The sequence below is a fragment of the Rosenbergiella nectarea genome, from assembly GCF_900111105.1.
In the GTDB taxonomy this organism is placed as follows: Bacteria; Pseudomonadota; Gammaproteobacteria; order Enterobacterales; family Enterobacteriaceae; genus Rosenbergiella; species Rosenbergiella nectarea.
In genome coordinates this window covers 505,275-531,150 of record NZ_FOGC01000001.1, presented here as the reverse complement: position 1 = coordinate 531,150, position 25,876 = coordinate 505,275, and the positions used below count along the sequence as shown (strand labels likewise).

General features: G+C 47.2%; 23 protein-coding genes. 7 read left to right on the top strand and 16 right to left on the bottom strand.

What is annotated here, in order from left to right; translation table 11 throughout:
* Nucleotides 1–8: 8 nt before the first annotated feature.
* Nucleotides 9–2,672: a pyruvate dehydrogenase (acetyl-transferring), homodimeric type gene (gene aceE / locus BMX14_RS02465; RefSeq protein WP_092672219.1), complete on the bottom strand. Its 2,664-nt coding sequence runs from the start codon at nt 2,670–2,672 to the stop codon at nt 9–11.
* 103 nt (nt 2,673–2,775) lie between these two features.
* A complete protein-coding gene (gene pdhR, locus BMX14_RS02460; protein ID WP_092672464.1) occupies nt 2,776–3,540 on the bottom strand; it encodes a pyruvate dehydrogenase complex transcriptional repressor PdhR in 765 nt (254 codons plus the stop codon).
* A 473-nt stretch (nt 3,541–4,013) separates the two neighbouring features.
* Here pdhR and BMX14_RS02455 point away from each other — a divergent pair, with 473 nt between their 5' ends.
* Complete coding sequence (locus tag BMX14_RS02455; RefSeq protein WP_092672216.1) at nt 4,014–5,366, top strand: amino acid permease; 1,353 nt, start codon at nt 4,014–4,016, stop codon at nt 5,364–5,366.
* Between the two features lie 30 nt (nt 5,367–5,396).
* Here the strand turns inward: BMX14_RS02455 and ampE are convergent, their stop codons facing one another.
* Nucleotides 5,397–6,248, bottom strand: a complete 852-nt coding sequence (gene ampE / locus BMX14_RS02450) for a beta-lactamase regulator AmpE (protein WP_092672213.1) — start codon at nt 6,246–6,248, stop codon at nt 5,397–5,399.
* Nucleotides 6,245–6,820, bottom strand: coding sequence for a 1,6-anhydro-N-acetylmuramyl-L-alanine amidase AmpD (ampD, locus tag BMX14_RS02445; RefSeq protein ID WP_092672210.1), 576 nt, complete (start codon nt 6,818–6,820; stop codon nt 6,245–6,247). Before ampD ends, ampE begins: the two co-directional genes overlap by 4 nt.
* A 237-nt stretch (nt 6,821–7,057) precedes the next feature.
* Between ampD and ppdD the strand changes: the two genes are divergently transcribed.
* From ppdD to yacG, 6 genes are all read left to right on the top strand, one after another.
* Complete coding sequence (gene ppdD / locus BMX14_RS02440; RefSeq protein WP_092672207.1) at nt 7,058–7,498, top strand: prepilin peptidase-dependent pilin; 441 nt, start codon at nt 7,058–7,060, stop codon at nt 7,496–7,498.
* Nucleotides 7,495–8,892 (top strand): ATPase, T2SS/T4P/T4SS family, encoded by a 1,398-nt coding sequence (locus BMX14_RS02435; RefSeq protein WP_092672204.1) that lies wholly within the window; start codon nt 7,495–7,497, stop codon nt 8,890–8,892. Before ppdD ends, BMX14_RS02435 begins: the two co-directional genes overlap by 4 nt.
* Nucleotides 8,879–10,078, top strand: coding sequence for a type II secretion system F family protein (locus BMX14_RS02430; protein WP_092672201.1), 1,200 nt, complete (start codon nt 8,879–8,881; stop codon nt 10,076–10,078). Before BMX14_RS02435 ends, BMX14_RS02430 begins: the two co-directional genes overlap by 14 nt.
* A 111-nt stretch (nt 10,079–10,189) precedes the next feature.
* The gene (gene coaE / locus BMX14_RS02425) at nt 10,190–10,807 is read left to right on the top strand and encodes a dephospho-CoA kinase (protein ID WP_092672198.1); all 618 of its coding nucleotides are present in this window, start codon (nt 10,190–10,192) and stop codon (nt 10,805–10,807) included.
* A complete protein-coding gene (gene zapD / locus BMX14_RS02420; RefSeq protein ID WP_092672196.1) occupies nt 10,804–11,547 on the top strand; it encodes a cell division protein ZapD in 744 nt (247 codons plus the stop codon). Before coaE ends, zapD begins: the two co-directional genes overlap by 4 nt.
* 8 nt (nt 11,548–11,555) lie before the next feature.
* Complete coding sequence (yacG, locus tag BMX14_RS02415; RefSeq protein ID WP_092672193.1) at nt 11,556–11,756, top strand: DNA gyrase inhibitor YacG; 201 nt, start codon at nt 11,556–11,558, stop codon at nt 11,754–11,756.
* Between the two features lie 17 nt (nt 11,757–11,773).
* Here yacG and mutT read toward each other — a convergent pair whose 3' ends face one another.
* From mutT to murD, 12 genes are all read right to left on the bottom strand, one after another.
* Nucleotides 11,774–12,169, bottom strand: a complete 396-nt coding sequence (gene mutT, locus BMX14_RS02410; protein WP_092672190.1) for an 8-oxo-dGTP diphosphatase MutT — start codon at nt 12,167–12,169, stop codon at nt 11,774–11,776.
* Nucleotides 12,170–12,246: 77 nt separating this feature from the next.
* Nucleotides 12,247–14,952 carry a preprotein translocase subunit SecA gene (secA, locus tag BMX14_RS02405; protein WP_092672187.1) on the bottom strand — a complete coding sequence of 902 codons (2,706 nt, stop codon included), beginning with the start codon at nt 14,950–14,952 and terminating at the stop codon, nt 12,247–12,249.
* Nucleotides 14,953–15,006: 54 nt separating this feature from the next.
* A complete protein-coding gene (gene secM, locus BMX14_RS02400; protein ID WP_092672184.1) occupies nt 15,007–15,510 on the bottom strand; it encodes a secA translation cis-regulator SecM in 504 nt (167 codons plus the stop codon).
* Between the two features lie 252 nt (nt 15,511–15,762).
* Entirely contained in the window at nt 15,763–16,680 is a 918-nt protein-coding gene (gene lpxC / locus BMX14_RS02395) for a UDP-3-O-acyl-N-acetylglucosamine deacetylase (protein ID WP_092672181.1), read from the bottom strand.
* A gap of 103 nt (nt 16,681–16,783) precedes the next feature.
* Entirely contained in the window at nt 16,784–17,938 is a 1,155-nt protein-coding gene (gene ftsZ, locus BMX14_RS02390; protein ID WP_092672178.1) for a cell division protein FtsZ, read from the bottom strand.
* Between the two features lie 72 nt (nt 17,939–18,010).
* Complete coding sequence (ftsA, locus tag BMX14_RS02385) at nt 18,011–19,267, bottom strand: cell division protein FtsA (protein ID WP_092672175.1); 1,257 nt, start codon at nt 19,265–19,267, stop codon at nt 18,011–18,013.
* Nucleotides 19,264–20,106, bottom strand: coding sequence for a cell division protein FtsQ (gene ftsQ, locus BMX14_RS02380; protein ID WP_092672172.1), 843 nt, complete (start codon nt 20,104–20,106; stop codon nt 19,264–19,266). Before ftsQ ends, ftsA begins: the two co-directional genes overlap by 4 nt.
* Before the next feature lie 10 nt (nt 20,107–20,116).
* Entirely contained in the window at nt 20,117–20,263 is a 147-nt protein-coding gene (locus BMX14_RS16520; RefSeq protein ID WP_177173067.1) for a hypothetical protein, read from the bottom strand.
* Between the two features lie 495 nt (nt 20,264–20,758).
* Nucleotides 20,759–22,225: a UDP-N-acetylmuramate--L-alanine ligase gene (gene murC / locus BMX14_RS02375; RefSeq protein WP_092672170.1), complete on the bottom strand. Its 1,467-nt coding sequence runs from the start codon at nt 22,223–22,225 to the stop codon at nt 20,759–20,761.
* Between the two features lie 50 nt (nt 22,226–22,275).
* Nucleotides 22,276–23,337 carry an undecaprenyldiphospho-muramoylpentapeptide beta-N-acetylglucosaminyltransferase gene (gene murG / locus BMX14_RS02370; protein WP_092672167.1) on the bottom strand — a complete coding sequence of 354 codons (1,062 nt, stop codon included), beginning with the start codon at nt 23,335–23,337 and terminating at the stop codon, nt 22,276–22,278.
* On the bottom strand, nt 23,334–24,560 hold the full coding sequence (gene ftsW / locus BMX14_RS02365; protein WP_092672164.1) for a cell division protein FtsW: 1,227 nt from the start codon (nt 24,558–24,560) through the stop codon (nt 23,334–23,336). Before ftsW ends, murG begins: the two co-directional genes overlap by 4 nt.
* Complete coding sequence (gene murD / locus BMX14_RS02360) at nt 24,560–25,876, bottom strand: UDP-N-acetylmuramoyl-L-alanine--D-glutamate ligase (protein WP_092672161.1); 1,317 nt, start codon at nt 25,874–25,876, stop codon at nt 24,560–24,562. The genes ftsW and murD overlap by 1 nt, the downstream gene beginning before the upstream one ends.

The window sequence follows — 25,876 nt, the reverse complement described above, 5'->3', positions numbered from 1 at the left end:
ATTACCTCTTACGCCAGACGTGGATTGACTTTGTCTGCGTCAATATTGAATTTCTTAATCGCATCAACAACCACTTGTTTGTCAACTTCACCCCGTTTTGCTAATTCACCCAGTGCCGCGACGACAACATAGGAGGCATCAACTTCGAAGTGATGACGTAAGTTTTCACGGCTATCCGAGCGACCAAAGCCATCGGTACCCAATACCCGATAATCACTGGCTGGCACGTAAGTGCGAACTTGTTCAGCAAAGAGTTTCATATAATCGGTTGACGCAACCGCTGGTACATCGCTCAGAATTTGAGAGATGTACGGTACACGAGGCTCTTCCGCTGGGTGTAACATGTTCCAACGCTCACAATCTTGACCGTCACGCGCCAACTCAGTGAAGGAGGTCACGCTATACACATCAGAACCGACGCCATAATCTTCAGACAAGATTTTGGCCGCTTCACGTACATGGCGAAGAATTGCCCCTGAACCCAGCAACTGAACTTTACCTTTATTACCTTCTAGCGTATCAAGCTTGTAGATTCCTTTACGGATACCTTCTTCAGCGCCTTCTGGCATGGCTGGCATATGGTAGTTTTCGTTCAGAGTCGTGATGTAGTAGTAAACGTTCTCTTGCGATTTACCGTACATACGCTCTAAGCCATCTTGCATAATGACAGCGACTTCGTAAGCATAAGCGGGATCATAAGAGATACAGTTAGGGATAGTCAGCGATTGGATGTGGCTATGACCATCTTCGTGCTGTAAACCTTCACCGTTCAAGGTCGTACGACCTGATGTCCCACCGATTAAGAAACCACGTGCTTGTTGATCACCTGCAGCCCAGCAAAGATCACCGATACGTTGGAATCCAAACATTGAGTAGTAGATATAGAACGGGATCATCGGCAAGTTGTTAGTGCTATAAGAGGTCGCTGCCGCTAACCACGATGCACCCGCACCCAACTCATTGATACCTTCTTGCAGGATCTGACCTTTCTCGTCTTCTTTGTAGTACGCGACTTGCTCACGGTCTTGCGGAGTATATTGCTGACCATTCGGGCTGTAGATACCGATCTGACGGAAGAGTCCTTCCATACCGAAAGTACGCGCTTCGTCGGCTAAAATCGGGACAAGACGTTCTTTGATCGATTTATTTTTCAACATCACATTTAACGCACGAACGAAGGCGATAGTGGTTGAAATCTCTTTATTCTGCTCTTCCAACAAGGATTGGAATTCGCTTAAGGCTGGCATTTCCAGCTCTTCAGTAAACTCTGCTTGCCGCGTAGGCAGATAACCGCCTAGGTTCTCACGCTGCTTATGCAGATATTTGTACTCTTCAGAGTCTTCGGAGAAGGTCACATAAGGAAGCTTTTCAAGATTCTCATCGGTGACAGGAACATTGAAGCGGTCACGGATGTAACGCACGCCTTCCATGTTCATTTTCTTCACTTGGTGAGCAATGTTTTTACCTTCAGCCGTTTCACCCATCCCATAACCTTTCACGGTATGAGCAAGGATCACGACAGGCTTATCCTTGGTATCTTGCGCTTTTTTAAATGCCGCATAGATTTTCTTCGGATCGTGTCCGCCACGGTTCAGTGACCAGATCGCTTCGTCCGACATATCCTTGACTAATGCAGCGGTTTCTGGATAGCGGCCAAAGAAGTGCTCACGCACATAAGCGCCATCACGAGATTTGAAGGTTTGGTAGTCACCATCAACGGTTTCGTTCATCAGCTGGATCAACTTACCGCTAGTATCTTTACGCAGCAGCTCATCCCAGCGACCGCCCCAGATCACTTTAATGACTTCCCAGCCAGCGCCGCCGAAGATCCCTTCTAACTCATTAATGATCTTACCATTACCTGTAACCGGGCCATCTAGGCGCTGTAAGTTACAGTTAATCACGAACACTAAGTTGTCTAATTTTTCGCGTGTCGCGATGGTGATTGCCCCTTTAGATTCAGGCTCATCCATCTCACCGTCACCTAAGAAAGCATAAACCGTTTGTGCTGACGTCTCTTTTAAGCCGCGATGCTCAAGATATTTTAAGAATTTAGCTTGATAGATAGCGCCCAGCGGTCCCAACCCCATTGATACGGTTGGGAACTGCCAAAAATCAGGCATCAATTTAGGATGCGGGTAAGAGGAAAGACCTTTACCGTCAACTTCTTGACGGAAATTATTCATTTGCTCTTCGGTCAGACGACCCTCGAGGAAGGCGCGAGCATAGACACCTGGAGAGATGTGGCCTTGGAAGTAAACTAAGTCACCGCCATCTTTTTCGGTACGCGCACGGAAGAAGTGGTTAAAGCAGACTTCATAAATGGTAGCGGAAGATTGGAAAGAGGCCATATGTCCACCCAGCTCCAAATCTTTTTTAGACGCGCGTAGTACGGTCATGATCGCATTCCAGCGGATAGCTGAACGGATACGACGTTCTAAACTCGTATTACCTGGATATGTAGGCTCTTCTTCCGTTGGGATAGTATTAATGTAGTCTTTGATCGCTGATCCAGATGCTACGTTCACACCACCATTGCGAGCCGCATGCAATACTTGATCAATTAAATATTGCGCGCGTTCAACACCTTCTTCACGGATGACCGATTCAATCGCCTGTAGCCAGTCGCGAGTTTCAATCGGATCCACGTCATTATGTAGACGGTCTGACATGGGGTATTCCTTATCTGTGTCTGTACATTGAAATTGATAACGTTGCTGAGTAAAGGCCATGACGTATCATCATGCCAATCTCCGCTCTTTAACCCTAGGTGACTCAATCTTTTCGTTGCTGTAAGCGACGTAATGAACGCTCACGGCGGGATTGCTCCCGGTTTCTCTCCAATAAAATTTCTTCAAGAAAAGCCAAGTGCGAGTTAGATTCTTCACGGGCTTTTTCTGGCTGCCGCGCAATAATCGCTTCATAAATTCTTGCACGGTGCCCACTCACTTTCGCCAGCATATCGCGGCGAGAGTAAAGTAATTCAAAATTTGAACGCACATTTTGCTTAAGTATTGGCCCCATTGCTCGGACCAAATGCAGCAATACCACATTGTGCGCCGCTTCAGTGACGGTGATTTGATAATCAATAACCGCATCCGCTTCTACGTCTAAATCACCGCTATCTTGTGCCTCTTGGATTGCCAAGTGATAGTGGTTGATACGTAATAGGTCATCTTCCGTCCCACGCAGTGCTGCATAATACGCTGCAATGCCTTCCAGTGCATGGCGCATTTCGAGTAAATCGAATTGTGATTCGCCGTGTTGCGCCAATAATCCAATTAAAGGGTCGCTTACACTCTGCCATAGGCTGTCTTGTACGTAGGTGCCACCACCATGTCGGCGATGCAATAATCCCTTTGCTTCCAAACGTAAAATAGCCTCCCGTACCGAAGGACGAGAGACATCAAATTGTCGAGCAAGTTCGCGTTCTGGTGGAAGCTTCTCACCAGGTCGAAGTGTCCCTTCCATAATGAGGGACTCTACCTGTTGCTCTATGACATCAGATAGCTTGGGCTGCCTGATTTTACTGTAAGCCATCATACTCGTAGTCATTGTTGCTCTTTTGAATTGGTCATACCAATTTCCCACAAGAGGCGCTAAGCTAACAAAACATTTACCTACTGTCTATATTGCGTTCACTAAAGTAGGCTCTAGATCAAAAAATTTATCTCGCCTTTAGACTATGTCTCATGCGTCACTCTCGGAACGAAAAAAGAGCTTTATGACCCGCAATCACTTCATTATCAAATAGCTTTAGAGCAAGCCTAGCTAAAACAACCCACCGTAATTAGCCGGATCGGCCCGATATTATCCATATTAAATGCTCAAAGAGAAGAATATTATAACCCTGAAAATCGCTCGTTTTTCGAGACTGCACGGCAAATATCTGATAATTCCTCACATTCGACGTAGTAATTCACTGCCATAAACCCGTAAAATAAATGACACAGTCTGTCACATTCTCCTTACAGCCTGAAATGAAGGTCGAGAACACTACGCAAGAGGAATTTATGAGCGAGCAACAAGCAGGTTCGTTGAAACGGGGGCTGAAAAATAGGCATATTCAGTTAATCGCCCTAGGAGGAGCCGTCGGGACTGGACTCTTTTTGGGGTTAGCACAAACCATCAAAATGGCGGGCCCTTCAGTACTGTTGGGATATGCCATCGGCGGTTTTATCGCCTTTATGATCATGCGCCAATTAGGTGAAATGATTGTTGAAGAACCCGTAGCCGGTTCTTTTAGCCATTTCGCTTACAAATATTGGGGCAGCTTCGCCGGCTTCGCATCGGGCTGGAACTATTGGGTACTCTATGTCTTGGTGGCGATGGCCGAGCTTTCTGCAGTGGGCCTCTACATTCAATACTGGTGGCCAGAAATCCCTACTTGGGTTTCTGCAGCGGTATTTTTTGTACTGATCAACGCCATCAATCTCGCCAACGTGAAAATTTACGGTGAACTGGAGTTCTGGTTTTCCATTATTAAAGTTGCTGCAGTAATAGGAATGATTGCCTTTGGCGCATGGTTGCTATTGAGTGGGCATGGTGGACCTCAAGCCTCCGTAACAAATATTTGGGCGCAGGGCGGCTTCTTCCCACATGGCGTTGGTGGGTTGATTACGGCGATGGTCATCATCATGTTTTCATTTGGGGGGCTAGAACTGGTCGGCATTACTGCCGCAGAAGCCGCAGATCCTCAACAAAGCATCCCTAAAGCGACCAATCAGGTCATCTATCGTATTTTGATCTTCTATATGGGTTCTCTTGCGATACTACTATCACTTTACCCTTGGACAAAAGTCATTGAAGGTACCAGCCCTTTCGTCCTTATTTTCCATGAACTGGGTGATAAGTTAGTCGCGAACACGCTGAATGTCGTCATCTTAACGGCCGCGTTATCCGTCTATAACAGCTGCGTGTATTCGAATAGCCGCATGTTATATGGTTTAGCGAAACAAGGTAATGGCCCTAAAGCGTTGCTTAATGTCGATAAGCGTGGCGTCCCCTATGTTGCGTTAGGCTTTTCAGCACTGGCGACTGCCTTGGTCGTTCTGCTCAACTACCTTATGCCAGGAGAGGCCTTTGGGTTATTGATGGCGTTAGTCGTTTCTGCACTGGTCATCAATTGGGCAATGATCAGCATGGCGCATATGCGTTTTCGTAAAGCGAAGATCAAACAAGGGGTAACCCCACGTTTCCCTGCTCTGTTTTATCCCCTTGGAAACTGGGTTTGCCTACTCTTTATGATCGCCATCTTGGGCATTATGCTCACCATTCCGGGCATGGCTATTTCAGTAGGGTTAATCCCTGTTTGGGTCGCTATTTTAGGTGTTGGTTATCTGATCAAAATTAAAACAACACGATAAAAATAAAGGGGGATCAATTTCCCCCTTTTTTTAAAGAATAACTCCTGTCAATGTCAAAACGGCGGTTATCAGTACGATAACTAAGGTAATACGTTTAGCAAGCGCCACTGCAATTCTGGGCATTTCAACCTTGTCTTTACAAGGGTCACGTTCCAATGAGAACTGCGCTAACACAGACAGCACATGATAAGGCTTATGCCGAAAATCTGTTATAAAGCGCCACCATGCCGGCAGTGCTTTCTCTCCATGCCCTAAGAAAGCGTAAGCTAACCCAACAATTCTGACGGGGATCCAATCAATCCAGAACAACAGAACATCGACCCCCGACTGTTCACGACGCTGACGACTTTGCTTAGCCAACCATCCCTGCCACGCTCGCAGAAAGGCATAACCAAGTAAGAAGACCGGACCATAGTTTGCTCCCACCACAAACCAGAACAAAGGTGCTAAGTAGAAACGATAATTAATCCATAGCAGTGCATTTTGTAGTTCGCGTAAATAGAGCTTGTCGCTGATCTGACTCGACATGGGGTGTATCACACTCAGCTCCTCCGCCATTGCTTGGTGGCCGGTCACGTCCTGTTGGTTGGCTGAATGCAAGTAGTCACGGTAATGTTGGCGACTTTGGCCTGCTCCAATGCAGAGCACCCCGACTAAAATCCATACCACCAGCGACACTACACCGAATAACACCCCTTCGATTGCGTGAAGGAGTAACGTAAAGACAAGCATCACCAGCACCATTAATCCTACCGTACGAATTAATGAAAAGTGTTGTTGCTTACGAAACAGTGGAACAAGTCGATGTTCAAGCTGCCAATGCTCTCCCCACTTAAATAACCGCTCGCAAATGAGAACGAGTAATAGCGTAAATAACGTCATGACTTAACTCTACTCCCTAGATGATCAGTGTGATGAATGAGTGAATGAAAATAGTCCCAATCAAAAGAGGGCCCAGGATCCGTTTTACGGCCTGGCGCGATATCACTATGCCCAGTAATATTTTCTTTCTCTAAAGCATAGGTTTCAATAAGAGACTGGGTAACGGCAGTCAAAGCCCGATATTGCTCCTCGGTGTAAGGTAATTCATCGGTACCTTCAAGCTCTATGCCTATAGAAAAATCATTACAGTTTTCGATGCCTTTGTAGATCGACTGGCCAGCATGCCAAGCTCGCTTATCGAAAGGAACATATTGCACTATCTCACCTTCTCGACGGATAAGACAATGCGCTGCAACACGCAAGTCAGCAATTTGTGCAAAATAGGGGTGCTCTTGCGCGCATAATGTTCCGGTAAACAGTTGATCAATATATGGCCCCCCAAATTTACCCAGAGGCAGACTAATATTATGAACCACCAGCAAACGTGGGGCCTCCCCCTCGGGACGTTCATTGTAATGCGTTGAGGGGACTTGGCGCGCAACGGTCAACCAATGATCTTTTATCATTAACATGTCAGTGTTATTTACCACTTATCTAAGCGGCCCTTTTGATTAAACGAGGGTGGCCAACAACAAGCCAGATTTTATTCAAGATTACCATAGGTCTTCCGCGATACCTCACAAGCTTTGTGCAACTGCTTGAGAAAAAATATTCACATTGTGCAGCTAAACCCTAGATTGATTATCCTCCCTTCCTAAACGCTCTCATCCTCTTTAAAAAAGTCATTTTAACCGCTTAGGAACAGCATCATGGAACAAGGATTTACGTTAATCGAATTGATGATCGTTATTGCGATCATTGCCATTTTAAGTTCGCTGGGTATCCCGGCTTACCAAGGTTATCTGCAAAAGGCTGCACTCACCGATTTACTCCAAGTCTTACAGCCCTATAAAACGGCGGTAGAACTGTGCGCCCTGGAAAAAGGACAGCTTAACACTTGCCATAGTGGTCAAGAAGGGATCCCCCTTCCGCGTACAACTCGCTATGTCACCGAATTAACCGTTAATAACGGCGTCATACATGCGCAAGGAGGCAATACCTTAACGGGTCTCAGTGCAGAACTTATTCCTACGCTTCAACCAGAACTTGGTGCATTGAGTTGGCAACGCCGTTGTACAGCCGTCAATCGGACCTTACAAGAAAACTGTGAACGTCAGCTTCGCTATGATGATGGGGAGAATAGGCCATGAGTGCAGAGACCACACCTCTTAAAGTATTCTGCGAAAATCATCCGGCGCGGATCACGTATGAAGATAACGAATCACTCTGTCTGCTAGTCATGTCTCCGCCCTCCTCAGAGGATATAAATCATCTCGCATTTACCTGCCAGAAAAAAATCACCATAAAATCGGTCTCTAAACAAGAATACTTTACCTACCAGCAACCTGCTCCGAATTCGCTCTCTTTACAAGCAGAATATAAAGGCGAAGACAACGCGACGACTATCGACTTTTGCCAAACCATTTTATGTCATGCGGTGCAACAAAAGGCCTCTGATATTCATATTGAACCCCATGCCCTAGGAGCAAAAATCCGCTTCAGAGTCGACGGTGTATTATATGTCTATGGTGAGTTGCCCCCCGTCGAAACCAATGCAATCAGCAGCCGATTTAAACTACTCGCAGGCGTCGATATTGCGGAAAACCGTCGCCCGCAAGATGGCCAACTTAGCTTAACTTACCAAGAGGCAAATTACTCATTCCGTCTGGCGACCCTACCCACTAAATTTGGTGAAAAAGTCGTTTTACGATTACTCGAGGCATTCAGAGGGGATCTACGGTTAGAGAATATTGGTATACCTCCTGCGCAGTTAGCCGTATTTAAGGCTGCATTAGCTGCTCCTCAGGGATTAATTATTGTCACTGGCCCCACCGGCAGTGGTAAAACTGTCACACTCTATAGCGCCCTAAACGCCCTCAATAGTGTGGAACGCAACCTCTGCAGCGTAGAAGATCCTATTGAATTAGTTATCCCGGGCATCAATCAAACACAAATTAATCTAAAGGCGGGACTGGATTTTCCAACGATCTTACGTGCCTTATTACGCCAAGATCCCGATATCTTAATGATTGGTGAAATTAGAGATAATCAAACGGCCGATATCGCGATTAAAGCGGCTCAAACCGGCCATTTAGTCCTCAGCACATTACATACCAACTCTACTGTCGATACATTAAGCCGATTAACACAAATGGGGGTTGTCGAATACCTCACTGCCAGCGCATTAAAACTCATTGTTGCTCAACGCCTCGTGAGACGTTTATGCCAGCGGTGTCGCCTCTCGTCCCCCGACCCCTTACCTGCTCACTTACCGTTGAAATCCTATGAACATTGGCTAGCGATAGGCTGCCAATTTTGTCTCTCCGGTTATAGTGGCCGCCACGCCCTGTTTGAATTGCTCCCTATCGATTCAGCGATAAAGCATGCCATTATTCAGCAGACCTCCCCACAAAAACTCCGTGTGCTCTTGCGTGAAAGAAGGCTAGACAATTTATTTGAGGCCGGACTGCATGCAGTGACGCAGGGGATCACCACTTATCAAGAACTGCTTCGTGTCGTTGGAATGGATAATGAAGCAGCTTAATCTCTATTCTTGGCAGGGAGTGTCACTCAACGGCGAATACTGCTCCGGCTATCAACTCTGCACTCACCGAGAGCAGGGTGAACAACAGTTGCTGGCGGAAGGGATCATTACTTACCATTTCAAACTGAAGCCCCATCGCATGATGAAGGTTTGGCAGCTCAAAACACTCATCGTCTTCTTTCAACAATTGGAATCTATGCTTAATGCAGGACTCACGTTATCAGCCAGCCTCAATTTATTGATGAGTAACCAGCCTTCGCTAGCTTGGCGAATCGTTATCGAGTTATTACTGAAAAAAATTTCCGCAGGGGAAAAGCTCTCGACAGCTCTCAGCCAGTGGCCTCAAATTTTTCCACCCACCCTACCGGCTTTGATCAGTGCCGGAGAGCTCACCGGCCACTTGCCAAATAGCTGCTTACAGGTGGTTAAGCTATTAGAGCAGCAACAGGCTATGAAAGAAGAACTCATTGCTGCATTACGCTATCCTTGTATCACCTTACTCTTTTTAGTCTGTACCACTACTGGACTACTTACCTTTGTGCTGCCAGAGTTTGCATTGATGTACCAATCCCTGAACGCCCCCTTGCCATACCTTACACAATTATTGATAAGCGCCCCCCAGTATCTTAACGTTTTATTGCCCCTACTCTGCATTATCACCGCACTAGTTCTGCCCATTCTCCACTACTGTGAGCATCGTTACCCAACCTGGAAACGGGTACGCCACCAACTGTTACTCTCAATACCGCTTCTGGGTGAAGTCTGGCGGAGCAGGCAGCTCTCACTACTCTTTTCTACCCTCTCCAGTACGCAACAATCGGGGCTCACTCTCCTTCATGGCTTACAACTTGTCGCGGGACTATTTACCTCACCTTTATGGAAAAAAGGGATTGAGGAGGTTTATCAACGGCTTCATCATGGGGAAAAACTCTCACAAGCCATGGCCTATAACGATCACTATCCCCCATTATCCCTACTCCTGATTCGATCAGCTGAAGAAACCGGGCAGCTCGATAACGCATTTTCCCAATTAGCCATTTGGTATTCGAATCAAGCCTCAACCCTTAGCCGGCGTCTCACTCAGCGAGTTGAACCTATTATGCTCGCTGTCAGCGGAGGGTTGGTAGGGGGTGTGGTCATCGCAATGTACTTACCGATATTCTATTTGGGAGAGGCGTTAAGTTAACTATTCATGAATTGGCAAGGTTTACACCCTTGCTTATCCGCTTCATACTTACCCCAATAACTGAGAATAGTGCGCAAAAGCGGTACTAAAAATTGAGGTTGGGTGAATACTATGGCTTATATCGTGGCGCTTACCGGTGGCATTGCGAGTGGTAAATCAACTGTTGCCGATCTCTTTGCTGCAAGGCAGATCGAGATTATCGATGCAGACCTGATCGCTCGGGAAGTCGTTGAACCTGGCCAACCAGCCTTAGCAACGATGAGAGACTATTTTGGTCGTCACATTCTGCTGGACAACGGGCAACTCGACCGAAAGCAATTGCGCGAGATTATTTTCTCCGACCCTAAGCATAAACAATGGCTGAACAACTTGTTACATCCATTGATCCAACAAAGAACCCAGCAAAAAATTACGCAATGCTCTGGTCAGTGGTGTCTCTGGGTAGTGCCACTTTTAGTCGAAAATCAGCTACAGCACCTTGCCCAACGCGTGATTGTGGTGGATAGCGAAGAAGAGAAGCAAATTGAGCGAGTCTATAAACGCGATAGCATCTCTCGTTCGCAAGCTTTAGCTATCATTCACTCTCAAGCCACACGACAACAAAGATTAGCCATCGCCGATGATATTATCGATAATAATTTATCGAAAAGCGCTTTAGCCGAGAAAGTCTCTCAGCTTATTTTGACCTACAACCAATTAGCATCAGAATATAAGGGGCGCAATCTATGACCCAGTCACCCATCATTTTCGAGTATCCCCTTAACGAGAAAATGCGCAGTTGGCTGCGCGTTGAATATTTGCTGCAGCAACTGACGGCCTCAAACAATGCTAGCTCGCCGGAGGCTTGCTTACTCTTTTTACGAACCCTAACAGAGTTACTCGATATTTTTGAACGGAGTGAATTGCGGGCAGACTTACTTAAAGAGTTAGAAAGGCAGCAAAGTAAGCTAAACCAATGGCTATCAGTGCCGGATATCGACGTGCAAGCCGTTAACCAATTGATGAGCGAACTTAGCGCGCATAGCCATAGTATTAATACTGCGCCGAAATTTGGGTCGACATTTAAAGAAGATCGTTTTATTGGCCAATTGCGTCAACGTCTCTCAATTCCCGGCGGCTATTGTAACTTTGATACGCCGACATTACATCTTTGGCTACATCTACCCTTAGAAAAACGTCAAGCTCAGCTTGATCAGTGGTACTCAGGATTAGAAGCATTACACCTCGGTTTACAGGCTATTCTTCATCTAATCAGACAGAGTGGACGGTTTAATGAGGCGCAGACCCACCAAGGTTTTTATCAACACTCGGCGGAAAATAAAGACCTCGTTCGGATCAAATTAACGAGCGAAGATGAGATTTACCCGCAAGTCTCCGGTCATAAAGCGCGTTTTTCAATTCGCTTTTTTCCATTAGAAAACGATGGTAGAGTCCCGGAAAATTTATTATTCCAACTCGCTTGCTGCTAAGAGGCCTTATGCAATCCGAAACCACCACTGTTAACTGCCCACAATGCCAAAAAGAGGTGATTTGGGACGAGTTAAGCGCTTGGCGCCCTTTCTGCTCTAAGCGTTGCCAAATGATCGATCTGGGTGAATGGGCGGCTGAAGAGAAATCTATTCCAGGTCAGCCAACGCATTTTGACCATGAGGCATGGAGCGAGAAAGACCCAGAGTAAATCTTACAGATTGGCGACTACAGTTCGCCTTTCACTAATCGTTCGACCATCACAATATTTGCTGGCGGGAACTCATCAGCCTGTAAGTCAGCTTGGGCTATCCAGCGTTGAGGCTGACCTTCTTTACCCCAAGGTTCGCCCTGCCACTGTTCTACTAAGTAAAAATGGAGGGTAACGCTAACCTCCTGATAAGTATGGCTAGCGGTACCAATAGGATGAGCCTCGGTAACAGTGATCCCCGTTTCTTCCATCAATTCGCGGGTAAGCCCTTCTAACGCCGTCTCACCGGCTTCGATTTTGCCACCTGGAAATTCCCACTTATTCGCCATATGTGAGGTCGATGCTCGTTGAGTAAGAAAGATTTCTTTCTTAGCATTACGAATGATCCCGACTGCAACCTGTAGATTTTTCATTACTTATGCCCCGCTAAACAATAAAAGGCCCATGTTTCCATGGACCTTCTCTGATGACTGCTACTTTACAGAATAAACTATGCTAAACGTCCATGGCACTGTTTGTATTTTTTACCAGAACCGCATGGACATAAGTCGTTACGACCGACTTTACGCTCTGCTGCTTGGTTGGCCATTTCATTTGCTGCGGCAGTTTCGTCGTCTAAGTGGCTAAGCTGTTGTTGCTCGGCTAAACGCTCAGCTTCGTCACGGAACTGCTGCTCCATGGCTTCAACCTCTTCAGGCATACGGACTTGGACTTTACTTAAGGTGCTGACAACTTCATATTTCAGTCCTTCAAGCATACTTGCGAACATCGCAAAAGATTCACGCTTGTACTCTTGCTTAGGATCTTTCTGAGCATAACCGCGTAAATGGATACCTTGACGTAAGTAGTCCATTGCCGCGAGGTGCTCTTTCCAAAGCGTATCCAGCGTCTGCAACATAATCCCTTTTTCAAAACTGCGCATGGTGTCTACACCCACCGCCGCTTCTTTATCGGCATATTGTTGCAGGGAGTGCTGCAGAATACGTTCACGTAAAACTTCTTCGTGTAATTCTGGCTCTTTATCTAACCACTCGGTAAGCGGAAGATGAAGCTCGAAATCTGTACGCAGGCGTTCTTCTAAACCTGACACATCCCACATCTCTTCAAGCGATTGCGGTGGAATGAATTGACTGATCGTTGAGCTCAAGACATCTTCACGAATACTGTTGATCGTTTCACTTACATCCGAAACGTCTAACAGTTCATTACGCTGCGAGTAGATGGCTTTACGTTGGTCGTTTGCCACATCATCGTATTCCAGTAATTGCTTACGAATATCGAAGTTACGGCTTTCAACTTTACGTTGTGCGTTCGCGATAGCTTTGGTGACCCATGGGTGCTCGATCGCTTCACCTGGCTTCATACCCAGTTTACGCATCATACCTGAAACACGGTCCGAGGCGAAAATACGCATCAACGCATCTTCCATTGAAAGATAGAAGCGTGATGAACCTTTGTCCCCTTGACGACCTGCACGGCCACGTAGCTGGTTGTCGATGCGGCGCGATTCATGACGCTCCGTACCGATAATGTGTAATCCGCCCGCGTCAAGTACCGCATCGTGACGCACTTGCCACGCTTCTTTAATTGCCGCGATCTCCGCGTCGGTTGGATCGGTCAACGCTTCAACTTCGGCGTGCCAGCTTCCGCCTAACATAATGTCGGTACCACGTCCGGCCATGTTAGTCGCGATGGTGACTGCCCCTGGCTGTCCAGCTTGTGCAATAATATCCGCTTCACTGGCGTGGAACTTAGCGTTCAATACGCTATGCTTGATTCCGGCGCGCGCTAAAGCCTCTGCAACAACTTCGGATTTTTCGATCGAGATAGTACCGACCAATACCGGCTGGCCGCGAGAAGTACAATCTTTAATATCTTCAATAATCGCGTCAATTTTTTCTTTCTCAGTCATGTAGACCAAGTCAGCATTGTCTTTACGCACCATTGGACGGTTGGTGGGAACCACAATAGTATCCAGCTTATAGATACTGCTAAATTCGAAAGCCTCGGTATCTGCAGTACCGGTCATCCCGGCGAGTTTTTCGTAGATACGGAAGTAGTTCTGGAAAGTAATGGAAGCCAGAGTTTGGTTCTCATTCTGGATGTCAACGCCTTCTTTTGCTTCAACCGCCTGGTGCAGACCCTCGGACCAGCGACGACCTTGCATGGTACGTCCGGTATGCTCATCGACGATGATAACTTCACCATCTTTAACGATGTAATCGACATCGCGCGTAAAGAGCGCATGCGCACGTAACGCTGCCGTGACATGGTGCATCAACATGATGTTAGTTGGCGAGTAGAGGGACTCGCCTTCTTCCATGATGTTCTGTGCCACGAGTAACTGCTCAATTTTCACTAGACCGCGTTCGGTTAAATGCACTTGACGCGCTTTCTCATCCACAGAGAAGTCACCTTCACCTTGGAAAGTATCGGAGTCTTCTTTATCTTGACGAACCAAATGCGGGATAATTTTGTTAACTTGAATATAAAGTTCAGAACTATCTTCTGCAGGGCCAGAAATGATCAACGGTGTACGCGCTTCGTCAATCAAGATGGAGTCAACTTCATCGACCAAAGCATAGTGCAGTTTACGCTGGACACGCTCTTCCGGGCTGAATGCCATGTTATCGCGTAAGTAATCGAAGCCATATTCGTTATTGGTACCGTAGGTAATGTCTGCTGCGTAAGCTTCACGTTTAGCAGGCGCTTGCATACCCGGTAAGTTGATACCAATTGTAAGGCCTAGAAACTCAAATAATGGGCGGTTATTTTCGGCATCACGCTGCGCAAGGTAGTCGTTCACTGTCACGACGTGAACACCTTTGCCACTCAATGCGTTAAGGTATGCCGGGAGTGTTGCCGTTAGGGTCTTACCTTCACCAGTACGCATTTCTGCGATGCAACGCTCGTTCAGGACCATACCGCCTAATAATTGCACATCGAAATGACGCATGTTGAAAACACGCTTACTGGCTTCACGGACGGTAGCAAAAGCTTCTGGAATGAGACTCTCCAAGCTTTCACCTTTTTCCAGACGCTGACGGAACTCACCGGTTTTCGACTTCAATTGCTCGTCGCTGAGGGCGACGAAGTCCGGTTCCATCTTATTAATTATATCAACCGCTTTGCGCATACGGCGTAAAGTACGGTCATTACTGCTACCAAAAATCTTTGTTAATAACTTCATTACCATGATTATAAATTCTCTATATTGACAACAATTTCACGAGTTGTGACTAAATGATTTTTAATTTTTATCGTGAAGTGGCCCGGCACGTATCCCTTGAACTTGGGCAACCCAGTGGCCGGTTGAAAACACAATAGGTATTCGAATCACAGGGCGCTGACGGATAAGACGGCTAACTTTTAATGCCGCTGCAGACGTCAATAAGGTAATTAAGGAATAAAGGGCAACCAGGCTTTTAACGGTAAGCTGTGAATAAGCAGGCTCGCGACTCTGGGTTCTCGGTAATGAAAAAGAGAGGTGGCGAATAACGGTGCGTAACGTTTGCTGATGCCAAAAATTTTGTACGTAGGTAGGACGTAATACGCGTTCATGTAAACGTATAATGTGGTAAATACGTGCTTGCGGAGAAATGGAAAGCTTATTGGATAATGCGGTATCGTTGGTATTGGTTAATAGGCCGCTAGTAAAAGGCAACCCCAGACCTGCCGCGACTATCCCTAATAAGAGATGCGGCCATAGATAGCGTCTGCCCAGTTGTCCCCAGCGCGAAATCAAACCAATCACAATTCATCCATTAATATTGAAAAATAGCGTCTATTATCGTTATAGAGGATAGGTGAAGTCTTTCCTGATTGTTCTGCCTACCGAATAACGTTGATAGTAGCATCAATCGCCCCATGCCACACTAATGATTACGTTGTGTAACTGAAAAAGCCATCAACCGCGTAGATTTTATACAAAAAAAAACGAGCCAGCTGAACGGAGAGTAATCAGCATGGCCCGTCTGATATTACGGCGTTAACCGTAATAATTATATTATGCGAGGACGAAGTTTTTCAGTTTAAACGCCTGCGGGATCTCAGCTTCACTTTCGAAGGTTGCCCACTCATAAGCTTCCTGATTTGCTAAGACCGCTTGCAGTAATTGATTGTTTAAACCATGGCCAGATTTGTATGCAGAGAATGCACCAATCATGTTGTGACCACACATAAACAAATCACCGATCGCATCTAACATTTTGTGACGAACGAACTCGTCATCGAAACGTAGACCTTCTTCGTTCAAGACACGGAAGTCGTCTAATCCGATCGCACAGTCAAGACTTCCGCCCAGGCACAGGCCACGAGACTGTAATTGTTCGATGTCACGCATAAACCCAAAGGTCCGTGCGCGGCTGATCTGACGAATAAACGCTTCTGTAGAGAAATTCAGACGATAGTTCTGAGAACTTGCGTCAATTGCGGGATGCTTAAAGTCGATAGTAAAGTCCAGAGAGAAACCGTTGTGAGGTTTCACTTCGGCCCACTTGTCGCCATCTTCGACACGCACAGCTTGCTTAACGCGTAAAAATTTCTTCGCACTATTTAGCTCTTCGACACCCGCATCTAACAGCAAGTAAACGAAGGGTGCTGCGCTGCCATCCATAATAGGAATCTCAGGCGCATCGACTTCGACAATAATATTATCAATTCCTAACCCAGCAAGGGCTGAGTTAAGATGTTCGACCGTAGAGATACGGATACCCTGGTCATTGATAAGGCAAGTACTAAGCATCGTGTCGCGCACAAATTTAGCATCAGCCGGGAAATCAACCGGTGGATTTAAGTCAGTGCGGCGATAGATGACCCCAGTATTTGCTGGCGCAGGCCGCAGGTTCAACGTCACTTTCTTGCCGGTATGTAAACCGACGCCAGTGGCCTGAACAATACGTTTTAATGTCCTTTGTTTGATCATCGTATCAATCTCGCAAAATTACTGTTTCCAGACGGGAATATACCCCATAAACGGACGTACACTTTAGCACAAAAAGCGATTGTCGCCAATTTTCAGTAATATCTTAATCTGCTTGCTTACGTAAGAACGCAGGAATATCGAGATAATCTGGCTCTTTATTCGGCTGTGAACTTGGCTCGTTAACCACTTTCGCCGCAGGTTTGTTCTCTTGAGGTAACGGAGTCAAACCGTGTTGCTGGTAGCGATGATCGACAACAGGTTGTGAGTTATTTTTGTTGGTAACTAGAGTAATTTCAGGACGCTTATCCATACCAATACCCGTTGCAACAACCGTTACACGTAGTTCGTCGTTCATTTCAGGATCAAGAGAAGTACCAATTACCACTGTTGCGTTATCTGATGCAAACGCACGGATGGTGTTACCGACCGTTTCGAATTCGTCTAGACGCAGATCGAAGCCAGCGGTGATGTTAACCAGTACGCCACGAGCACCAGAAAGGTCGATATCCTCTAACAGTGGGCTTGAAATTGCCATTTCGGCAGCTTCTTCAGCACGATCTTCACCGCAGGCAATGCCGGAGCCCATCATTGCGTAACCCATTTCGGACATCACAGTCCGTACGTCAGCAAAGTCGACGTTCATTAGACCTGGGCGAGTAATCAGCTCAGCGATACCCTGTACAGCGCCTTTAAGCACGTCATTCGCCGCACCGAAAGCGTCAAGTAAAGAAATACCACGACCCAAAACTTTAAGTAGCTTGTCGTTTGGAATAGTAATCAGGGAGTCGACATGTTTAGACAGTTCAGCGATACCTTGTTCAGCAAAAGCCATACGCTTTTTGCCTTCGAAGTTAAACGGCTTGGTGACCACCGCAACGGTTAAGATACCCAGATCTTTTGCTACCTCAGCGACAACAGGTGCTGCGCCGGTACCCGTACCACCGCCCATACCTGCTGCGATGAATACCATATCAGCGCCATCCAAAGCTGCACGTAATGCCTCGCGATCCTCTTCAGCTGAATTACGTCCAACTTCTGGGTTAGCACCCGCCCCTAATCCCTTAGTAATGTTATTACCAATTTGGATTGTTTGGCCGACTGCTGTTTTACGTAATGCTTGTGCATCCGTGTTCACTGCGAAGAACTCAACACCTTCGATACGCTCACGTACCATGTGTTCGACAGCATTACCGCCGCCACCCCCGACGCCGATGACTTTAATCACCGCATCGTTGGTTAATTCCATAGGTTCAAACATGATTACTCTCCGTTATGTGCCTGTTGCCAGAGGATCACTCAGTAAGCTTAGGATGATCCTCTTTAATCAAAATTAAAACTCTTTTTTTAACCAACTATTAAATTTTTTGAACCACGTACTGACAGATGAGTGTTTTGATGACTCCGCCTCGTCTCCCAAATGGGATTCTTTACCGTAATGTAAAAGACCCACGACGGTAGAGTAATAAGCTTCTTGCGCGTAATCCGTTAATCCTGTGATGTTTAACGGTTGGCCAATTCTTACTTGAGTATGGAACACTCGCTGCGCACATGCGGCTAAGCCTTCGATCTGTGCAGCCCCGCCAGTCAGTACGATTCCCGCTGCTAGGTGGTGCTTAACCCCTTGCTGGCGCAATTGTTCTTGTAATTCTAGAATCTCATCATTAACCAGATTCAGTAATTCAGTATAACGTGGTTCGATGACTTCGGCTAAAGTCTGTCGTTGTAAGCTACGAGGCGGTCTTCCCCCCACACTCGGGACTTCCACATTTTCATCTTTACCAACAATAGACCCTAAAGCGCATCCGTGGCGAACTTTAATCGCTTCGGCGTCCGTTGGTGGCGTACCAAACGCATAAGCAATATCGCTGGTCACAACGTTACCTGCATAAGGTATCACTTTAGTGTGACGTAACGCACCGCCAGTATAAACCGCCATGTCCATTGTGCCACCACCAATATCGACGACACAGACGCCTAGTTCGCGTTCATCCTCGGTGAGCACTGCATAACTTGAAGCCAGCCCCGCGAAAATCAGTTGGTCAACTTTCAGTCCACAGCGTTCAACCGCTTTAACAATGTTTTTTGCCATATCATTATGACAAGTAATTAGATGCACTTTAGCATGCATCCTTACCCCAGATAAACCGACAGGGTTCTTAATCCCTTCTTGGTAATCGATGGCATATTCTTGCGGGATAACGTGCAATATGCGGTGTTCATCTCGAACCCGTACGGACTTCGCTGTATGGACGACGTTCTCTACATCATCCTGTGTGACTTCTTCTTCCGAAATTGGAACCATCCCGATTTCGTTCTGGCAGCTAATATGTTTGCCCGATAACGAAAGGTAAACAGATGAGATTTGGCAATCTGCCATCAACTCAGCTTGGTCAATTGCCCGTTGTACGCATTTTACAACTGACTCAAGATCATTAACACCGCCCTTATCCATTCCACGAGAAGGACAGCTACCAACCCCAATAATATTGACCATACCGTCGGGCAGAATTTCCCCTACCAGGGCAGCAACCTTGGCGGTGCCAATCTCTAGTCCTACTACCAGTTTTCTGTCCGTTGCCTTGATCATTGTTGTTTAGCCTGTGCCTGAGTTTGTTGCTGATTACCTGTTTGCGTGTCTACGGGTGCGGGGCCCCATCCAACTGCGGCGCCCGAATCGTAACGAAGATCGACATAGCTGATAGTCTTATTATCCGCTTGTGCCTGTTTAACGAGTTCTGGGTAAAGAGTGATAAAGCGCTGTAACCGTTTATCATCCTCCCCTCTTCCTAACTCAATTCTCATACCATCGCTAGTAATAAGCTGCCAAGAGTGGCGCGCGGTCATCGCGATGGCTTTCAATGTTAAACGTACCGTATGCAATTTTGTTGCCATCTGGTAGAAAGCCGCCATCACCTCTTTCTCACTCCCTTCTGGTCCATAAAGTAGTGGCATATCTTGTTTGGGCGCGCCCTGATGGAAAGGCAGTGTAAATGAAACACCTGATGCATCGACGACATGCTGCTCATTCCACCTTGCTACGGGAACATATTCAACCAGATGAATCTTTAATTCATCTGGCCATTGTTTCCGTACACTCACTTGCTTAATCCAAGGTAACCTTTCAAGTTGTTGCTGAATGATGTCGACATTTTGCGACATAAAGGTTCCTGGCGGCCCTAATGAGAGTATCGCTTGGCGCACATCATCATTCGTGGTATAGCGCTTTTCACCGGTCACAACGAGCTTAGAGAGCGGTAACCGCGAGACATCATCCATCCAATTTACGACCGCTATTCCACCAAACACGATGGTACCCACGACCACCAGAAGAAAAACCACGCCAAAAAGACGAGTGCCATTACTCCGACCAGAGCGTAAACGTTTTTGCGTTTCTTTATTTTTCGTATTCAGTGCAGCCTGAGACATATCAGTCTGTTTACTCCAGAATCTGTTGGACAAGCAGCGTGATCTGATTTTCTGCTTGCTTGGCTGCCATTGGGCGTAAAGTGTACTCAGTCAAAATGCGCACCGTTTTACCGCTATCCAGCTGAAATTGACCTTTGCTATCGCGCTGAGTAGTCATATTTACCTTCCTTGGCAGCCTATTGTTGGTCATGCTGACCCTGCATAATGACGCTAATCGTACACTTCACCAACACTGTACGGTGAAGGAAAAAATATCGTTTCTCATCAGAATGATATTTTGCATTATAACCATAAAATTCATTAATAGTCTGAATCTGTATTGATGGCAATATTTTGTCACTAATTATTGCAACCAACACCTTATTACCGCTTAAAAAACAGTCAATCCCTGATTATTGGTCATTTATCCGCGTCAGAATAATGAATCACGTTAAATAACCCCCATTCCATTATCGCTTCTCTTATTAACGATGTTGTTCATAAAGACCTGAAAGTCGCGTGAATCACTATGCGTTACGCGAGCGGTCACTGCCTAATGGGTATCGATTCCAGCATCATTGATTATCGTTAACTCTCACCATTCATTTTAGGCGTTGTTAAATCCTGGAAACCAATCAACGTCAGACAGGGTCTCCTAGATAGCTCGCGTCCCTCAACCTCCAGCGTGAACCGCTGGCACTCCCCAGTTTTCCGCTAGCTGACGGGCAATACGCCCCACCGTACCCGCACCTTGTAGCAATACCAGATCATTGCCGCTTAGGGTGGGTGCCAAAAATTCCAGTAGCGCTTCTTGATCAGTGACCAATATAGGATCGACTTTACCGCGAAGACGGACTGACCGGCACAGTGCTCTGCTATCTGCCCCGGCAATTGGCGCCTCGCCCGCAGAATAAACATCCAGCATCAACAATACATCAACATTCGAGAGAACGTTGGCAAAATCATCAAATAAGTCGCGGGTTCTGGTGTAGCGATGCGGCTGAAACACCATAACGACTTTTTTATCTGGCCAGCCTGCTCGTGCGGCTTTAATGGTGGCATCTACTTCCGTCGGATGATGGCCGTAATCATCCACTAACATGGCACTGCCGCTAATACCACTCACCGTATCGGTGGCATACTCGCCCAAGACATCAAAGCGACGCCCAGTGCCTTGGAAGCTCTCCAGCGCGGCTAAGATATCGCAGTCCTCAATCCCCTCTTCCGTAGCCACGGCAATGGCTGCAGTGGCGTTTAGGGCATTATGGCGACCCGGAGCGTTCAGCGTCACGGCAATGTCCGGCTTATCCTGTCGATAAACAGTGAAACGTCCTGTAGCGCCCTGCTGTCGATAGTCTGCGATTCGAACGTCCGCATCGTCACTAAAGCCATAGGTGGTAACGTGGCGACCGACCTCTGGCAGCAATTCACGGATCACCTCATCATCAATACATAACACCGCTCGACCATAGAAAGGCAGATTGTGTAAAAAGTTAATGAAGGTCTGTTTTAAATTTTCGAAGTCGCCTTGGTAAGTATCCATATGGTCGGCTTCAATATTCGTTACTATGGCTACCATTGGCTGTAAATGCAGGAAGGAGGCATCACTTTCATCTGCTTCTGCAATCAAATAGCGACTGCTTCCTAGGCGTGCATGAGTTCCCGCCGCCTTCACTAATCCACCGTTAACAAACGTTGGATCGAGCCCGCCTTCGGCGTAAATACTGGAAACCATGGCTGTCGTCGTCGTTTTGCCATGTGTTCCAGCAATCGCGATGCCATGACGAAAACGCATCAATTCTGCAAGCATCTCCGCACGACGAATAACCGGAATACGGGAATCTCTTGCCGCCACTAACTCTGGGTTATCTTCGGCAATCGCGCTGGATACCACGACAACACTTACTCCCTGAATATTTTCCGGGCTGTGATTGAAATAGATTGTCGCACCAAGGCCTGTCAGGTGTTTCGTTACCGAGTTAGGTGCCAAATCAGACCCACTAATTTGATACCCTTCATTGGCCAACACTTCAGCAATACCGCCCATACCAGCGCCACCAATGCCCACAAAATGAATGTGCTTCACACGTCTCATTTCCGGCACGATAGAGCGTAACTTTGCTAATTGTTGAGTATTCATGAATAACTTCTTACCTATAACTAACGAGAGATGAACTCTTCATCCCTAAATTAATGAGCGACAATATCTTTGATGGCTTGTGCAACACGCTGTGTCGAGTCAGGGACAGCGGTCTTCTGTGCATTTTCGGCATAACGTAATAGTGTGTCACGATCCCACTTTTGCAAACACTCTATCACTGCTTGGGCGGTAAACTGCGGCTGCTCCAATATGACTGCCGCACCCGCTTTCTCAAGCGACAACGCATTCCAATATTGTTGACGATCTTTATGTGGGAAAGGGACGAAGATTGCTGCGACCCCTGCTGACGCAATTTCGCTGACCGTTAGCGCACCGGAACGGCACACCACCACATCAGCCCATGCATAAGCTTCAGCCACATCATCAATAAATTCAGTAATTTTATGATGACCTTCCCCGCGCTGACGATAATCTTGCTCTACCCCCGCTTGGTTACCCTTGCCGGTTTGGTGCCAAAGCGTAATTTTCTCCCCTAGCGCTAGTGCGACATCGGGCAGTTGCTGATTGAGGATTCGTGCCCCTTGACTGCCCCCCATCACCAATACTCTGAGCGGCCCTCCCCTCTCTTGGAAGCGAAGAGTCGGTGCAGGCAGTGCCAGAACATCTTTACGCACAGGATTACCCACCACCTCTGCATTGGGGAAAGCCCCAGGGAAGGCTTGCATAACTTTCCGAGCAATTTTAGATAACCATTGGTTAGTGAGGCCGGCTATTCCATTTTGTTCGTGTAAAACGACGGGTACCCCGCAACTCCACGCGGCTAATCCGCCGGGACCCGAAACATAGCCACCCATCCCCAACACAATGTCGGGTTGCCACTGCTTAATAATTTTTCGGGCTTGGCGCCATGCAGAGAAAATACGCCAAGGTGCTTGTAAAAGCGCTTTGACACCTTTACCACGCAATCCATTAATTTTAATAAAATCGATCGCAATGCCATGTTTAGGAACTAAATCGGCTTCCATCCTGTCAGCGGTACCGAGCCAACGGACTTCCCAACCTTCTTCCATTAATTGATGGGCCACTGCTAAGCCTGGGAACACGTGTCCTCCCGTACCGCCCGCCATGACCATCAGTTTTTTACTACTCATCGCTTACCTCGGGTTACCGCATGGGCTTTCGCTAAGCGCGTTTCAAAATCGATACGCAATAGGAGGACTATCGCCGTGGACATAATTATTAAGCTCGATCCACCGTAACTAATAAGCGGTAATGTCAGACCTTTGGTCGGTAACATACCCGCCGCCGCCCCCACGTTAACTAAGGCTTGGAAACTAAACCATACACCTATCGCACAGGCTAAAAAGCCAGAAAAACGCTGATCAAGCTCTAGCGCCCTACGTCCAATCGACATCGCACGAAATGCCACAAAGAATACCATCAATAGCGCGAGAACCACACCAAAATAGCCAAGTTCCTCGCCGATAATCGCGAAGATAAAGTCGGTATGTGCCTCTGGCAGGTATTCAAGTTTCTGTACCGAATTGCCTAGCCCTTGCCCCCAGAACTCACCGCGTCCGAATGCCATTAAGGATTGTGTTAACTGATAACCACTACCAAAAGGATCGGCCCAAGGATTCCAGAAAGACGTTACACGCCTCATCCGGTAAGGCTCAACCATGATCAGTAAGACAACCGAGAATAACCCACAGCCAATGATGGCCAAGAACTGCCACAGCTTAGCGCCGGCTAAAAACAACATCGCCAAGGTCGTCACGAACAGAACGATTACTGTTCCTAAATCGGGCTGTGCCAGGAGTAGTACCGCTAAAATCACCATGACCCCCATGGGTTTTAAAAAGCCCCATAGGTTGCTTCGTACTTCGTCAACCTTACGCACCAGATAACTGGCGAGGTAACAAAAGAGCGAGAGTTTAGAAAATTCTGCAGGCTGAATACGTAACGGCCCTAAGGCAATCCACCGCGAAGCACCATTGACCGAGCTCCCCACGACTAAGACCACCAACAGCATGACGACTGATAGCAACAGCATCACATTGCTGTACTTCTGCCAGAATGACATGGGCAAGCGTAAGGTAATCAGTGAAATGGCGAAACCTAGCCCCAGATAAAAAGCATCACGTTTAGCAAAATAGAAGGGGTCGTCATTCATACGCTGCCCGACCGGCACCGATGCCGAGGTCACCATGACAAAACCGATGATCGCTAATCCAAAGGTCAGCCATAATAACGTTCGGTCATAAAGTACCACCGAGGAAGTATCGTTTTCCCGTGTGCCCATTACCCAATCTTGTATCCGTTCTGAAAGCGCAGCAATACCGCACCCTAAGAGCCTCAGACCCGGGATATGCATTAGCCCAACTCCTTCGCTAGCGCCGCAAATCGTTCGCCACGCTGTTCATAATTTTTAAATTGATCGAGACTGGCACAGGCAGGCGACAGTAATACAACATCCCCTTTCTTCACCTGCTGACTGATCGCGTGCATGGCATCCTCAAGCGTGTCGACGTGGACAGAAATTTCAGGACGTAGCGCGAATAACAATTCCGCATCTCGGCCAAAACAGTAAACCTTTATATTGTTACCTTGTATTAACCGCTCTAAAGGGGAAAAGTCGGCAGACTTGCCATCTCCACCAAGGAGTAACCACAACGTCCCTTGGCACTGGAGGCCCTTGAGCGCCGCCTCTGTACTGCCTACATTGGTCGCTTTCGAATCGTTGATCCACTCAACGCCCGCATTTCGATGGACTAACTGGTAGCGATGCGGCAGCCCCGTGAAAGTCGTTAATGCTTTTAAACAACTGGCACGAGGCACGCCAACGGCTTCCGCTAGCGCCAACGCGGCCAAGGCGTTAGTCAGGTTATGTAGGCCAGTAAGGTGCATTTCATCGCTATTCAGAACTTTTTCACCCTTGGCGCGCAACCACGTCTGACCTTGTTGCTGATTAAGGTGGTAGTCGCCAAAGGTCACGCCGAAACTAATGCAACGGCGATCAACACCCCGGACTGGCATGGTCATCGCGTCGTCGACGTTGACGATACAGTGCTTAGCCTGTTCGTAAATACGTAGCTTCGCCGCACGGTATTGTTGAAAACCAAGTGGATAACGATCCATATGGTCTTCTGTCACATTTAAAATGGTTGCTGCGCTCGCGTGAAGGCTATGGGTAGTTTCCAATTGAAAACTGGATAACTCAAGGACATAGAGCTGAACCTGGGGGTTCAATAATGACAATGCTGGCAGCCCAATGTTTCCGCCGACCGCGGTTTGCCGCCCTGCCGCACGGGACATCTCACCCACTAAACTAGTCACTGTACTTTTACCGTTTGAACCGGTGATCGCCACGATGGGAGCCTGCGCTTCGCGACAGAATAATTCGATATCTCCCACAATCTCGATCCCTTCTGCCGCAGCCTCGCTAATCGCGGGATGTGACAGCGCGATACCGGGACTGAGAACGATGAGGTCAGCCGCTAATAACCACTGTTTATTTATGTCGCCTACCCAGCGCTCAACCTTTTCAGGCAGTTTATCGATACCAGGAGGATTGTTACGCGAGTCGTTCACCTTGGGCACAACGCCTCGCGCCAAGAAAAACTCAACACAAGACAGGCCAGTGATGCCTAAGCCCACGATAACAATCTTTCTACCTTGGTAATCTGCCAT